Genomic DNA, 13853 nt, shown 5'->3' with positions numbered 1-13853 from the left:
CCCTCACCATTTTTTTGGTAGTAGGGTTTACATTTCAGTTTTGCAATCCGGATGATTGTGGCTGCCCGCCCTTTCAAGGTGATTATTTTGACATTCAGGGCGTAGAGCTAGTGAACTACCAGACAAGAGAAGATTGTAGTCGGTGTATACGGTTAATAGAAGAGGAAGAGTCTGTTCGCTTTGCAGATTATAGATATCTATCCGTTGATTACCAAGTGGAATACTACGGCGACGATTTAGCAGCTACGCCCAAACAATCGTTTTCTTTAATAAACTCAGCTTTCGCCTGCTCTTGCATTGAAGACGGTTATTTTGGTTCTCAAGACGAAAGGCTGGACGATTTAACGGTTATTACGCTGAATGATTTTGATGAACAACATCGGGCGGGCGATACGATTAATGATTTGTTGGAAGTCCAGTTTTTTGATGAATCTACTGATCTGAACGAATACTTAGCACTGGATACTGCTCTAATTAAATATGATCAACTAGGGTTGGCCCTAAAGAAAGCACCTGATCTGAACGAGGAATACCACGTTAGAGTAGATGTAAAATTATCAACCGGAGAAGTATATCAGACACAAAGTAGACCAATAAGAATAATTAACTAAATTAATAGGGAACGGAGTGGCTTCTTTAAAACACTTGTTCGGCCACTCGGCGTACCATCTCGGACTTACTCATGGTATAAAAGTGCAAACAAGGAACACCCGCCTCCTTGAGTTCGAGGCACTGCTGGATGCACCATTCAATACCTACTTCGCGGGCTTGTTTATTATCCTTACATTTGGATACTTCTTTCCGTAGGGCTTCGGGAATATCTAAAAAGAAATATTTGGGCAGCGCAGTAAGGTGGTTAACTGTCGCTAATGGTTTTAGTCCGGGGATAATTGGTACATCGATTCCGTTATTGCGGCATAGTTTCACAAAATTAAAATATACCTGATTGTCAAAGAACATTTGGGTAACAATGAACTCAGCACCTGCGGCTATTTTCTGCTTTAAGTACTGCAAGTCAGTGCCCAGGTTAGGCGACTCAAAGTGCTTTTCGGGGTAGCCCGCCGCCCCAATACAAAAGTTGGTGGGAGTAGCCGAAGCTTCTTCGTACAGATAGTTGCCCTGGTTCATACCCGCAATTTGCCCAATCAACTCGTTAGCGTAGCAGTGACCTTCGGGGTGAGGTACAAATCCGGACTCGCTCTTGATGGGGTCGCCCCGCAGCACCAGCACGTTTTGAATACCCAGAAAATCCAGGTCAATCAGCATGTTTTCGGTGTCTTCTTGCGAAAATCCGCCGCAGATGACGTGGGGCACGGTATCTACATTGTAGCGATTCTGAATAGCCGCACAGATACCGACGGTGCCGGGTCGCTTTCGAGTAACACGCTTCTTCAACATACCGTTACCCATTTCCTGGTAGACATACTCTTCCCGGTGGTAGGTTACATCAATAAAAGCCGGATTAAAATCCATTAATGTATCAATGTGGCTGAATAGGGTATGAATATCTTCTCCTTTTTTGGGAGGAAGGATTTCGATAGTAAATAGTGTATCGGTGGCTTTAGCAATATGTTCGGTCACTTTCATGCGACAAATATAGCGGGAATAGTGTTATGGTGCGAGGTGTTAAAGTACTAGGGCTTAAAAGTTTTATGTCCTGAGTTTAGCGTTCATAATTATAACATTATCGCACTCCGATAATGCACCAAAGCACCGCGTTAGTTATCAGCTATTTGAATGCGTAGCCAATAGAGATACCAAGCCAGGCTAAACTAGCCGTCTCACCACTAATGATTGGAGACCAGGTAAACCGGAATATGGGTCCATTTAAGATGGGTTGAGCCCGATAGCCTACATTCAGAGCAGCGGCAGGACCAAAACCTTCTACTGCGAAATTTTCGGCAGCACCATCGACATCGACATTGCCGTCAGCATCCAGGTAGATCATTGTTATACCTGCTCCTAGCTCGAGACTGCTTCGTCGCTGCCCAATTATATAGTTTAGCATAAGGGGCAACGTAACAATAGTGGCGTTTACACCTTCGCCTGTAGTATTGTTCCTTCCACTGATTCCTAAAGCACTAATTCCAGCGCGTACGCCAAACCCATCGTTTCGACCGGCTGCAAATCGCGTATCGTAATTGAGGCTGTAGACAAGACCACTACCGCCTAATTCTAAAAAGATAGACTTCGCTCGCCGATCGGCGGGGATATCAGGCACATCACTTACTTCCTGCGCAAAGGCAACGCTACTCACTGATAGGATCACTAAAAATGGGATAAGTTTCATAAGAGAACTAGTTAAGAAATGTGGTATTCTGTAGTGAAGGACAACTAGTATTTAAATTAATACAATTAATAATAAGAATCCAACCAAACTATGAAAGAATAGATACTCTTTTGTTTGCTTGCATAATGGACGAAAACATAGCTGTTGAAGGGGAGGAGGATACATCACCTTTTATATTTGATTATGCCAACGCTCCCCTAGACTGGTATAGCTGATTAAGAATTAAAATAGCTTTACTTTTTTAAGCTCATCAAGCGTTACCCTAAAAAATTCTTTGTGAATATCAAATGGGCTACTTTCCCCCCGGTCTATTAATTGGTAACTACCATCTTCTTGCATCAAATACGTGTTCATATTGTCGCGTAAGTTATACGAAAGAATATTCATGGCTTGTTTCTTTACGGTTAAGTCAGCCGCTAAAAATAGGGACTCTAGTCGGCGATCAAAGCTACGAACCATCACATCGGCACTACCGCTATATATTTTAGGTTCATCATTATTATGGAAATAATAAATCCGAGAGTGTTCCAGAAAGTCTCCTACAATAGAGCGTACGGTAATATTCTCGCTCAACTCTGGTCGGCCGGGGCGAAGGCAGCAAATTCCTCGTACAATTAGCTGAATGGGCACACCCATCTGAGAAGCAGTATACAATTCGCTAATTACTTCGCGATCTTCCAGTGAGTTAATTTTGATAGCAATTCCCGAGGATAACCCTTTTTTTGCGTTCTCAGCTTCGTGTCGAATTAGCAAAATTAATTGCTCTCTCATATCACGCGGGGCGGTAATGAGGTACTGGTAGTCGGTAGGGGATGAGTGTCCTGTAATTACATTGAAAAACTCCGATACATCGTGGGCGTACACCTCGTTAGTACTAAGCAGTCCTAAATCGGTGTACAGCTTAGCCGTTTGCTCATTATAATTACCACTCGACATATGTACATAGCGCGTAACCTTCTTACCATCTTTTCGCACAACCAGTAGCAGCTTAGTGTGAGTTTTAATACTACTCACCCCATAGATAACGAAGCAACCCGCCTTTTGTAGTCGTTGAGCTTCCCGCATATTGTTCTCCTCATCAAAGCGGGCTTTCAACTCAAACAGTACCGATACATGCTTTCCATTTTCGGCAGCTTTCAACAGGGCTGCGGTAATTCGCGATTCTGAGGCTAAGCGATAGATCGTCAGTTTAATAGCCAGTACGTCGGGATCTTCGGCTGATTTTTCGATCAAATCCAGTAGAGGTTCAATATCGTTATAGGGGTGATGCAGTAGAATATCGCGGTGCTTCAGTACCTCAAAGATATTTTCGTTACCCATCTCAGGGTATGTGACGGGAGGAACCGGAGGCGGAGTTTTAGGTATTCGGTTCCGAAAATCGTGATGTTTTACAATCTGCCACAGGGAAGTAAAATCCAATAGCCCGTTTGGATCTACCTCAAACAGGTTGTCTTTATCAATGTTCCAGCGATTGATGAGCTTACGCATCATCCAGCTACTATACCCACTTTCAGCTTCAATCCGCACTACTCGCCCGGTTTTACGAGTCTTTAGTTTCCGCCGAACTTCCTCTACAAAAGAAGATTCCAGATCATCACTTTCATCCAGCGTAAAGTCACCATTACGCGTAATCCGAAATAGGTTGACCGACTGAATATTAATATTGCGAAACAGACGATGAATGTACGCGCGAACCATTTCCTCAATGGGTACGAAAGTAACGTGATCTTCCTCATCAAATTCGTAAAAGCGAGGCAGGTTTTGAGGAATCTGTACAAAAGATAGTTTCTTGTTATCTTTCTTATCTTCAGGCTCACGGGTTACTACCCCAAATACGAGTAGCCTATTCATTAGCGTTGGAAACGCATGATAGCTATCGTAGGTCATTGGGGTAAGCATGGGGTAAATTGTCAGGTTAAAGTACTCCTCCAATAGTTTACGCTGCTTTTCCGATAGCTGAGTTAAATCTTTTACTATACTGAAATGATTCTTTCCAAACTGGGGTAGTAAGTCTTCGGTGTAGCAGCGGTTCTGCTCCTGAAAAAATTGCTGAGTTTCCTGAAGTAGCTTCTTGCGAAAGGGCTTTTCGCGCAGGCCGGAATAGTCAACCCGCTCTTTGCCGTAGTCAATATAGTTATAGAGACTGCCAATCCGAATCATAAAAAATTCGTCAAGATTAGACGAGGTGATAGCAAGAAATTTCAGTTTCTCAAAGATTTTTCGGGACGGCTTTTTTGCTTGATCTAATACACGATAGTTGAATTTCATCCAGCTTAGGTCGCGGCTGATAAAATCGCTGGTGGCAATGGAAGAGGAAACGCGGTCTTTCACTAACATATATTTTTGCTGATTGAAAATGAATAATTGACAGAGAATAAGTGCTTACTCATCAATGTTCTACAGTGACTATATTGATGTGGTTTAGCTCTAAAAATAATAACGTTGGTTCTACTTACAGTTGGTAGTACTAACTTACTAGCTGAACCTACGGTTTGCAAAAATACTCACATCAAAAATAAAAAAGCTATCTGCCACGGTGGCAAATAGCTTTCATCCAGAAGTATAATCGTTGCTATTCTAAATATCCAGATTGGCGTATTTAGCATTTTTCTCGATAAATTCTCGGCGAGGGGCTACCTCATCACCCATTAGCATTGAGAATAGATGATCAGCTTCGGCGGCTGAATCAATAGTAACGAGTTTTAGGCTGCGCGTTTCAGGATTCATCGTCGTTTCCCACAATTGTTCGGGGTTCATTTCCCCTAGCCCTTTGTAACGCTGCACCGATACGGATTCTACTTTTCCGTCGCCCGCCAGTTCTTTTACAGCTGCCTCCCGTTCTGCTTCCGACCAAATGTATCGTTCTTCTTTCCCTTTTCTTACTAAATAAAGGGGAGGGAGCGCAATGTATAGATAACCGCTTTCAATAAGCGCACGCATGTAGCGGAAAAAGAAAGTAAGAATCAGCGTGCGAATGTGGCTTCCGTCCACATCAGCATCGGTCATGATAATAATTTTATGGTAACGAAGTTTAGTCATGTTTAACGCTTTGTCGTCCTCCTCAGTACCAAAGGAAACGCCCATCGCGGTAATCATATTCTTGATTTCTTCGTTGTCGTAGATTTTATGCTCCTGGGCCTTCTCTACGTTCAGTATTTTTCCGCGCAGTGGCAGAATGGCTTGATACATTCGCTCCCGTCCTTGTTTGGCACTATTATGCACAAATACTCCTGAGGACAAAGCAAAATTATGCGTATCAGGAACCTCTATATCGAACACATCTTGTGTCTCAGTCAAGAATTCCACTGAGTGCACCTTGTGATTGTAATGGCTAACAGCATCCGTTACCTGTTCGGTATTTCCGCTGAAATACCGCTTAGCGAAGTTATCTATCTTAAGTACATTTCTTCGCTTAGGGTACTCTTCTCTCTTAATTTTATCAAAGTTCTCGATGCTTCCGTATCTATCCCAAACTTCTCTCATCAGACGCATAGTATGCTCGAAGTAAGTTTTATCGTAAGCCTCTTTTCTCTTTGCGCGGAAGTCTTCGGTCCACTGTTCTGATGTTTTTTGCTTTCGCCATGCTAGCAAATCTTCGTTTTGCCACTGCTCAGTGGCGATTATAGAATACACCTTCCTTTTTTCAGGATTTTGCATGAAGTACTCTCTCATTTGATCCGACTGCTTTGCTCGGTTTTCCTTCTTGGACCAGTATTCTTTTTGATTATTGAGCAATCGCTGATTGTTCTCTAGTCTATACTCTTCATTTTTGGTGTAGAAATTCAAAAATTTCTCAACCATGTACGCTTTATAAGCGTCATCTTCCCATTGTTTCTTCGCTTGTTGTGATAGTATCTCACGAGTTGCCGGTTCTTTCATTCTCTTACTCATCTTCTCGCGGAACTCAGCCGTTCGCTTAGTTTTTCGGCATTTCTCCTTTACATCTTCGCGATGTAGCGTATGCTGTAAATGGTCTTGATGAATTTTTAGATGATCTTCTTTGCTAAGACGAATCAGGTTGGTAGGATTATTATTTCGTTTGTTAAAGTCTACATGATGCCGTGCCTCGCCATCTTTTTCCTCGTAGATTCCTATTTTCAAATTATATCTATCCGATAGCATATGCGTAAATACCCACTTGTGGGTAGCGGGATTCAGCACCATCTCATAGCCTTCAATGGTGATTCTGTTTTTTATTTCAGAAAGCTTGCGGTTTAGCGGCATCAAAGAATCATTCTTCCTTAGTGCCTGGGCTTCTCTATACTCCCCGTTGCGTAACATGAATTTATGATTAGGAGTACATTTTATTTCCTCGCCATTGTCTAAAGTAACCTTAACTAATTGCGTGCTTTTCTTAGTCATTCTAGGGTATAGGATTTTCTCTATACCAACCGAACCATCCGGTAGCAGCGTGTAGCAATAGTTCTGCTTTCCTTGTTCTGCTTCTTCAATAAGTTCTAGAAACGAAAGACTACGCCCATCCGCCAGTGCTACTTTAGTTTCTCCGACGAAGCAGCCCCCGGCCGAATCCCCTTCCACTAGGTATAATTCGCAGTTTTTGGGGTTGCTATCTGAGCAGTCGGCTAATTTGCCGGGTAGGCCAGTGCCGGTAAGCACATTCTTGCGCTGTACCATCTCCCGAGCTTTACGGGCAGCGTGACGAGCCTGAGCCGCCAGCACTACTTTATTGATGATGATTTTAGACTCCTTCGGATGTTCCTCGAGGAATGTAGACAGTGCGTCTCCCACGCAAGATTCCACCGCACCCATTACATCGGAGTTGCCTAATTTGGTTTTGGTTTGCCCTTCAAACTGAGGTTCAGCCACTTTCACCGAAATTACCGCCGTTAGACCTTCCCGAAAGTCATCGCCACTAATATCTACTTTCACTTTATCTAGCAACCCTGACTTATCGGCGTAGCTTTTTAGCGTACGGGTTAATGCGCGTCGGAAACCCGATACATGGGTACCTCCTTCAATAGTATTGATGTTATTGACGTAAGAAACAACATTTTCAGTGAAGGAGGTATTATAGGTGAGTGCTACTTGTACCGGTACTCCGTTACGTTCACTATCTAAGTAAATGGGGTCAGGAATAAGATTATCGCGGCTTTTATCTAGGTAGGCGACAAATTCTAACAGACCACCCTCGTAGTAAAAATTATCTTTTTCTGGTTCACCATCCTCGTCCTTGTCGCGCAGATCAGTGAGACTAATTTTTATACCAGCATTTAGAAACGCCAACTCGCGAAGGCGGGTGGCGATAGTTTCGTACTTATACTCGCGAACATTGAAAATCTCGCTGTCGGGCACAAAGTGTACAGTAGTACCCGTTCGGTCAGTTTCGCCTACTACCTTCACATCAAAGAGAGGCACCCCTCGGGAGTACTTCTGCTCGTAGACTTTACCTTCACGGTGCACTGTGGCGGTTAATTCTTGAGAGAGCGCATTTACGCAGGAAACCCCGACGCCGTGCAATCCACCGGATACTTTGTAAGTATTTTTATCGAACTTTCCACCGGCGTGCAGCACGGTCATTACCACTTCTAGAGCCGAGCGGTTCTCTTTGGCGTGAATGCCCGTAGGAATTCCCCGTCCATTGTCAGTGACAGTAATAGAGTTATCCGGGTGGATGACTACATCTATATTATCGCAATAGCCCGCCAGTGCTTCGTCAATAGAGTTATCAACAACTTCATACACCATGTGGTGTAATCCCTTAGTATTCACATCGCCGATATACATGGCGGGTCGTTTACGTACTGCCTCCAGACCTTCTAAAACCTGAATATTATTGGCAGAGTAATCTCCTGCTCCTATGTTGGCTAGGGAGTTAGTATCTTTTGCTTCGCTCATGTTTATTATTAGGTATAAAAGCTCAAAAATACGATAAATATACGGTTTTTCTATCGACCGTATTTCGTTAAAATTTGCGATGCTTAACTAGAAAGTTGCATCTTATGTAAAAGACTGATTTTCAGTATGAAAACGAATATATCTAACTAGTAAGTTCCGGATCGTAACATCACTAATGTACAAGCATTTATCGGCTGGATATTATGCTCTAGGCATAGCTGCTTAAGCTCAGAATTTTCAGTGCCAGGGTTAAAAATTATCCTTTGGGGCTGAAGGCTCAATAAATAGTCGTACCACTCTGCCTGACGTTGGGGGCTTAGGTATAACGTAACAGTATCCACATCGTCTAACGGAGGCTTTTTTCGCAGATCAATAAGCTCTACATCGGCTACGGAACCTTGCTTAATACTTAACGGAACAATGGGGTGTCCGTATTCGGTGAGCATGTGTGCCGCTAAATAGGCATAACGTGCCGGATTGGGGGTTGCTCCTATGATAGCTGTTTTCTTTCTATTAGACATTTATAAGTAGTTTGATTGTTCAATTGCTGACCGCTAAATGGTTCGATTGTTATATGGTTAAGTGGCTACTGCTAAATTGCTGATTGGCACTTGTTACTTATAATTTCTCTCTACCTTTTTTGGTCTTCGGTCTTCTCAAATTTTAAAACACGTATCCAACGGTAGTTCCTACATAAAATGGGACAAAGAAGCTCGACTGATCTATTTGATCCATAATACCGTCGTACAGTGGTTGAGGTGAATACTGTGGGTTCATGAATCGGTAAGCAACTCCTAGCCCTACGTATAGATCAAAGGTTAAGCCCCGACCAGATTTATCTTTAGGAGAACGAGGCTGAATTAAGTCCGGGTCTTTCATTAATCGGGTCCCTAATAATAAAGAGTAGGAAAAGGATTGTTCTTTAGCTAGCAAGGTCGTTTGTGGACTGTTGATAGGCTGTCCTTCTACATCTAACTCAGCGGCGTTGGCGTAATGATATAGATAATCCAATCCAAGCTGGTGACCAAAGTAAAACATGCCGGAGCGGGTGTCGCTATGATAAAACTTTTGCTTCAGATTAATAAAAAACCCCCGGCGATAGGGTACATTATGATCGACATTTTCATCCAAGGAAAAGAATGGGTCGCGGAATACTCCAGCTTCCAGCTCGTAGCCTAGCCTTTCTTGCAAATGATATTCTAAGCTGATTGGAAGACGATGAACCAATAACGCCACCGGATTAACACCTAGAATAAAATAGTGCATTTCATTAATTTTGGGAGTGAAATAGCGGAGATTTTTCTTTTTACGAAATAGGTAATCAGGATTGCGAACGGCTACCGCGGTAGTATCTTCCGGGTTATTTTTAGCAGAACCATTTAACGCCTGAAACGCGGGTTCATTATTTTCGTACACGCTCTGGTAGTAGCCCACTAACTGACCATCCGGTTGGTAGAGCTCCCAAATACCCACCCGTTCGCCACCTTTTACTGAACCTTTCATTTTTTTAGTACCATCGCGGTAGTAACCTACGTATTGACCTTCTCCGTTAGTGAAGACCGCTTCGCCCTCTAAAATATTATCCTCATAAAAATACTTCCATTTTCCTTGACGTACGCCGTTTATTAACGTTCCCTCTACTTTGCGTGAACCGTCGGGATAAAACTCGCGGTACACCCCCTCGCCATGGTTAAATATAGCCTCTCCTTTAAAGTCGCCGTTACTGTGGTAGAGTTTCCAGTAACCCTCTCGCACCCCTTCGCGCTCGGCACCTTCAGCACTGACGTTTCCGTTTTCGTAGTAGTACGTCCATTTGCCTACCGAAGACCCTTCAATAAAATCACCGATCGATGAGACTTGGCCGTTGGGATAGTAAAACTTCCACGAACCTTGTCTTTTTCCGTACTGATAATGACCCTCCGCCTGGATTTTGCCATTTTCGTAGTAGTGTTTCCATTGACCTTGCCGCTGATCATTGACTTCAGTGCCCTCTAGTTTGCGGTCTCCTGAGGTATAAAACTCTCGATATTGGGTAGTATCCTTCTGGTAAGTAGCTTCTATTTTTACTGAGCCGTCTTCGTAGTAATCTTTCCACTGCCCTACTTTTTGTCCTTCCGCAAACGTACCTTCTCGCTTAAGAGGGCCATTTTCGTAGTAGAATTTCCAGGGACCTTCTCGCTGCGTTCCGTTTACCACTCCGGTCATCTCCAACTTTCCATTTTCGTAGAAGTACTCCCACTCTCCTTGGTTCTGACCATTATTCAATTCACCTCGCATTTTGGGCTGACCATTCTCATAAAAGTATTCCCAGTAGCCTTTGGGTTGGTTCTGTTGGTAAGCTCCGCTAGTCTTCACGGAGCCATCGTAGAAGTACTCAGTATAATCACCATCCAGCACCGAAGGCGCATTCTTATCTACTTGAAATGTTTCTTTAGGAATTTGCTCGGCCTTATCATAGTACAGGGTGACTGTATCTTGAGCGTAGCTTTCTTTTATGGCTATCAAATTCAGGATGACCACTAATCCGATACTATTGATAAAAAACTTTTGCTTTATCATACTTAGATAAGCCACAAACACGAACGATAGAAATTTCAGAATAGAAATGTGTCGAGTTGTTTATTGAAACGCTAAAAATGTAGAAAAAATTGGTAAGGTACCTAGAAAAAGCCCTCCGAAACCTACATTAGTGCATTCGGCCGGGGCGCACTTCCAGGTTCTGAATAATATTGGCCTCAATCTCCAGAAACTCCTGCCAACGGGATTTCACCACATCTTCAGGCATATACTCTTTAGCCAGTTTGATAAACGTTACGTAGTGTCCGGCTTCGGAAGCCATTAAATTATAGTAAAACGCTTTAAGCTCCTCATCGGCCAGGTTTTTCCAGAGAATCTTGAAACGTTCGCAACTACGCGCCTCAATCATGGCATTGATGAGTAGCTTATCCATGAGTTGTCGCTCAATTGGCCCACCCTTGCGCTCATGTTTGGCAAGCTTCACTACGTATTCATCGGTTCGGGTTCGGCCCAGTGTGAAGCCTCGCTTCCGGATTTGCTCTACCACCCGTTGGAAGTGCTCCCATTCTTCGGCTACAATTGGGGAGAGAACATCTACTAGCTCGGGCCGATTAGAGAACTGTACAATAAGCGAGATGCAGGAAGAGGCTGCTTTTTGCTCACAATAAGCGTGGTCTACCAGAATCTCTTCCAGATTATCGTCAGCCATCGCTACCCAACGCGGGTCAGTCGGTAGTTTTAGCTTAAGAATAGTATCTTTTTCGGCAATCATAAGCAATTAGCAATGTGCGATGACAAGTGATAATAAACAAAATACCAGTGACAAAGGACCAATGTTTACCTTCCTAGCTTTTGGTGGGCTTGGGTAAAATGCCCTTCAGCAATAGCCGCTCCAATGGAAAGCTCGCCTGCTAGAGCTACAGCGGTCATTATTTCCGCTAGTTTGTTAGCTTTCCCGGCTCCGAAGCAATCCATTATTTCCAGACATTCCCGTTGGGTAGGCAATCCGGTACCACCACCCACGCTACCAATAATCAGGTTAGGTAACGTTAACGAAGCGTAAAGATCGCCTTGCGGGGTGACTTCGGCTCGGTTAAATCCCACGGTGGCTTCGGCGATACAGGCCACATCTTGACCAGTGGCTAAAAACATTGCTGCCAGGCCATTGGCAACATGGGCTTGATTGCCTGCGCTACCAGCTTTAATTTGTGACATAGTAGAACTTAACCAAAAATCTACTAACCGTTGTGGGGTAGTTTTCAGTACAGTGCTCATCGCTGATGCAGTAATGGTAACTTCGGCAATCACTCGCTTACCTCGGGTGCGACCCAGTGAACGGATTCCTGCTTTTTTATCTCCGGAAGCATTTCCTTCAATATAGATTTCTTGAGGAGAAACAGGGGCGTAGTCGCGAATAAAATCACAGACTTTTTGGCTGCATAGCGTAACCATATTCTGCCCACTAGCATCGCCAGTGCTGTATTCTAAACACAATATTATTTCGTTACCCTCCAGAATAGTTCGAATATTCTTTAGCACTGCGTAGCGACTAGCACTTTCAGCCACCAATTTTATTGTATCGTGCTGACTATCAATCCACTGAACGAATGAAAAAGCTTGTTGAGCGGTAGTAAATTTGAGAAGCGGGCAGCGCTGCACTATTTCTTCTACCACCTTGGCCCAGAAACCACTGCCCTGCCTACCGGCTCGTAATCCCCGATTATAAGAAGCTACTAAAGCTCCCTCAGTAGTGGCCATCGGAATACGAAAGCTTCCTTTTGCCTCGTCGCCCTGAATATGTAAAGGGCCAGCAATGCCTACCGGAAGCATACACAAACCGGCGAAATTTTCAATATGACCCCGAAAAGTTTGTTGGTTTAAATGTTCATTCAGTAATGTGAAATAAGATTTCTCTTCATCATCACTCGATGGCTCTTGTAGCGAGGTAGGAGGGGGTTCTATTCCTTGATCCATGTGGTTTTCAGTTCGAGGGAAGGTTAATCTTAGTAAATACTCAGTTGCTACACAGATTGTTTACTGATATCCCTATCTTGCGACTTTGTTTTAAAAGTCTTTACCTTATGATTATCCACCTAAAAGAAACGGTTAGCTTTCAGCAAGCTACTAAATTAGCTGAACAAGCTCATGCTCAGCTATTTACTCGAGATAAACAAGCGGTGCTTGTTACTTCTTCAAGCACTAAAGAGGTTCCGGATTTTTTGCAGGAATACGCTGAAGACCACTTTGTAATGGCTTCAGACATTCAATTAGCTAGCCGCACCTATCAACCGCAAACTCGTGAGGTTACCGTCAATCAGGTAACGGTAGGTGGTAATACGAACCATACGTTAATGATTACCGGACCCTGTTCTATTGAGTCTAGGGAGCAGATTGTTACTTGCGCCGATATGTTGAAAGAGCTTGGCATAACTACCTTACGGGCGGGTTGCTTTAAACCCCGCACTTCACCTTATTCCTTTCAAGGGTTAGGTTTAGAAGGTTTGAAGATGCTGGCACAAATTCGGGAAGAGTACGGTTTCAATATCATCACCGAAGTACGCGATGCTACCCACGTAGAGGCAGTAATTGAGTACGCGGATATTGTGCAGGTCGGAGCGAAAGCCATGTACGACCAAGGTATCCTGCGTACTTGTGGCAAAGCTCAGAAACCAGTGCTGTTGAAGCGTCACTTTGGGGCGACCTTACAAGAATTTGTTCAAGCTGCTGAGTTTGTGCTATCGGGTGGCAACGAACAAGTAATGCTCTGCGAACGGGGCATCCGCACGTTTGAAACGAAGACCCGCTTTACCCTCGATCTCTGCGGAGTATCTTACCTGAAAGAGCATACCAATCTACCAGTAATCCTCGATACTAGTCACGCCATGGGCTACTCCTACGGAGTACCGGACCTCACCCGCGCTTGCGTGGCAATGGGAGTAGACGGACTACTCATTGAATCCCACCCCAACCCCCAGGTAGCCAAATCCGACGCCGCTCAACAGCTCAACCTAAACGAGTTCCGGGACTTGTACCGAAGCGTGCAGGCGGTGGCTGAGGCAGTGGGGAGGAAGGTGGTTTAAAACTGATAAGCGCATATATTATTTGTTACCAGGGTCTACCTTCATTTTACTTTTGCTGAACTGGTAGCATTCTTTTACTCTTAGGATGAGCTTTCTCTGGCTCTACCAAA

General features: G+C 43.8%; 10 protein-coding genes. 2 read left to right on the top strand and 8 right to left on the bottom strand.

Annotated features, from left to right (window positions below; translation table 11 throughout):
• Nucleotides 1-611, top strand: a 611-nt coding sequence (locus WBA23_RS02485; protein WP_424580663.1) for a hypothetical protein, incomplete at its 5' end; no start/stop codon positions are given.
• Between the two features lie 25 nt (nucleotides 612-636).
• On the opposite strand, the gene metF is transcribed toward WBA23_RS02485, so the two are convergent.
• From metF to WBA23_RS02445, 8 genes are all read right to left on the bottom strand, one after another.
• On the bottom strand, nucleotides 637-1587 hold the full coding sequence (gene metF / locus WBA23_RS02480; RefSeq protein ID WP_424580662.1) for a methylenetetrahydrofolate reductase [NAD(P)H]: 951 nt from the start codon (nucleotides 1585-1587) through the stop codon (nucleotides 637-639).
• 142 nt (nucleotides 1588-1729) lie between these two features.
• Nucleotides 1730-2290: a hypothetical protein gene (locus WBA23_RS02475; protein WP_424580661.1), complete on the bottom strand. Its 561-nt coding sequence runs from the start codon at nucleotides 2288-2290 to the stop codon at nucleotides 1730-1732.
• A 222-nt stretch (nucleotides 2291-2512) separates the two neighbouring features.
• Nucleotides 2513-4627, bottom strand: coding sequence for a polyphosphate kinase 1 (ppk1, locus tag WBA23_RS02470; protein ID WP_424580660.1), 2115 nt, complete (start codon nucleotides 4625-4627; stop codon nucleotides 2513-2515).
• Between the two features lie 240 nt (nucleotides 4628-4867).
• A complete protein-coding gene (gene gyrB, locus WBA23_RS02465; protein ID WP_424580659.1) occupies nucleotides 4868-8146 on the bottom strand; it encodes a DNA topoisomerase (ATP-hydrolyzing) subunit B in 3279 nt (1092 codons plus the stop codon).
• Between the two features lie 146 nt (nucleotides 8147-8292).
• On the bottom strand, nucleotides 8293-8667 hold the full coding sequence (locus WBA23_RS02460) for a CoA-binding protein (RefSeq protein WP_424580658.1): 375 nt from the start codon (nucleotides 8665-8667) through the stop codon (nucleotides 8293-8295).
• Between the two features lie 142 nt (nucleotides 8668-8809).
• The gene (locus WBA23_RS02455) at nucleotides 8810-10705 is read right to left on the bottom strand and encodes a toxin-antitoxin system YwqK family antitoxin (protein ID WP_424580657.1); all 1896 of its coding nucleotides are present in this window, start codon (nucleotides 10703-10705) and stop codon (nucleotides 8810-8812) included.
• Nucleotides 10706-10832: 127 nt separating this feature from the next.
• Nucleotides 10833-11435 (bottom strand): tRNA-(ms[2]io[6]A)-hydroxylase, encoded by a 603-nt coding sequence (locus WBA23_RS02450; RefSeq protein WP_424580656.1) that lies wholly within the window; start codon nucleotides 11433-11435, stop codon nucleotides 10833-10835.
• Nucleotides 11436-11500: 65 nt separating this feature from the next.
• Entirely contained in the window at nucleotides 11501-12637 is a 1137-nt protein-coding gene (locus WBA23_RS02445) for a hydroxymethylglutaryl-CoA reductase (RefSeq protein WP_424580655.1), read from the bottom strand.
• A 107-nt stretch (nucleotides 12638-12744) separates the two neighbouring features.
• On the opposite strand from WBA23_RS02445, the gene aroF reads away from it, so the two are divergent.
• Nucleotides 12745-13743, top strand: coding sequence for a 3-deoxy-7-phosphoheptulonate synthase (gene aroF / locus WBA23_RS02440; protein ID WP_424580654.1), 999 nt, complete (start codon nucleotides 12745-12747; stop codon nucleotides 13741-13743).
• Nucleotides 13744-13853: the final 110 nt, after the last annotated feature.

Origin of the sequence: Tunicatimonas sp. (assembly GCF_049647865.1) — a bacterium.
Classification (GTDB): Bacteria; Bacteroidota; Bacteroidia; order Cytophagales; family Cyclobacteriaceae; genus Tunicatimonas.
Note: the sequence above shows the minus strand (reverse complement) of the source record. Positions and strands in the feature narration are given on the sequence as shown.

Coding starts and splice junctions, on each gene's coding strand:
- gyrB (WP_424580659.1), bottom strand. CDS start 8,146: ATGAGCGAAGCAAAAGATACTAACTCCCTAGCCAACATAGGAGCAGGA.
- WBA23_RS02455 (WP_424580657.1), bottom strand. CDS start 10,705: ATGATAAAGCAAAAGTTTTTTATCAATAGTATCGGATTAGTGGTCATC.
- aroF (WP_424580654.1), top strand. CDS start 12,745: ATGATTATCCACCTAAAAGAAACGGTTAGCTTTCAGCAAGCTACTAAA.
- WBA23_RS02460 (WP_424580658.1), bottom strand. CDS start 8,667: ATGTCTAATAGAAAGAAAACAGCTATCATAGGAGCAACCCCCAATCCG.
- WBA23_RS02445 (WP_424580655.1), bottom strand. CDS start 12,637: ATGGATCAAGGAATAGAACCCCCTCCTACCTCGCTACAAGAGCCATCG.
- WBA23_RS02475 (WP_424580661.1), bottom strand. CDS start 2,290: ATGAAACTTATCCCATTTTTAGTGATCCTATCAGTGAGTAGCGTTGCC.
- metF (WP_424580662.1), bottom strand. CDS start 1,587: ATGAAAGTGACCGAACATATTGCTAAAGCCACCGATACACTATTTACT.
- WBA23_RS02450 (WP_424580656.1), bottom strand. CDS start 11,435: ATGATTGCCGAAAAAGATACTATTCTTAAGCTAAAACTACCGACTGAC.
- ppk1 (WP_424580660.1), bottom strand. CDS start 4,627: ATGTTAGTGAAAGACCGCGTTTCCTCTTCCATTGCCACCAGCGATTTT.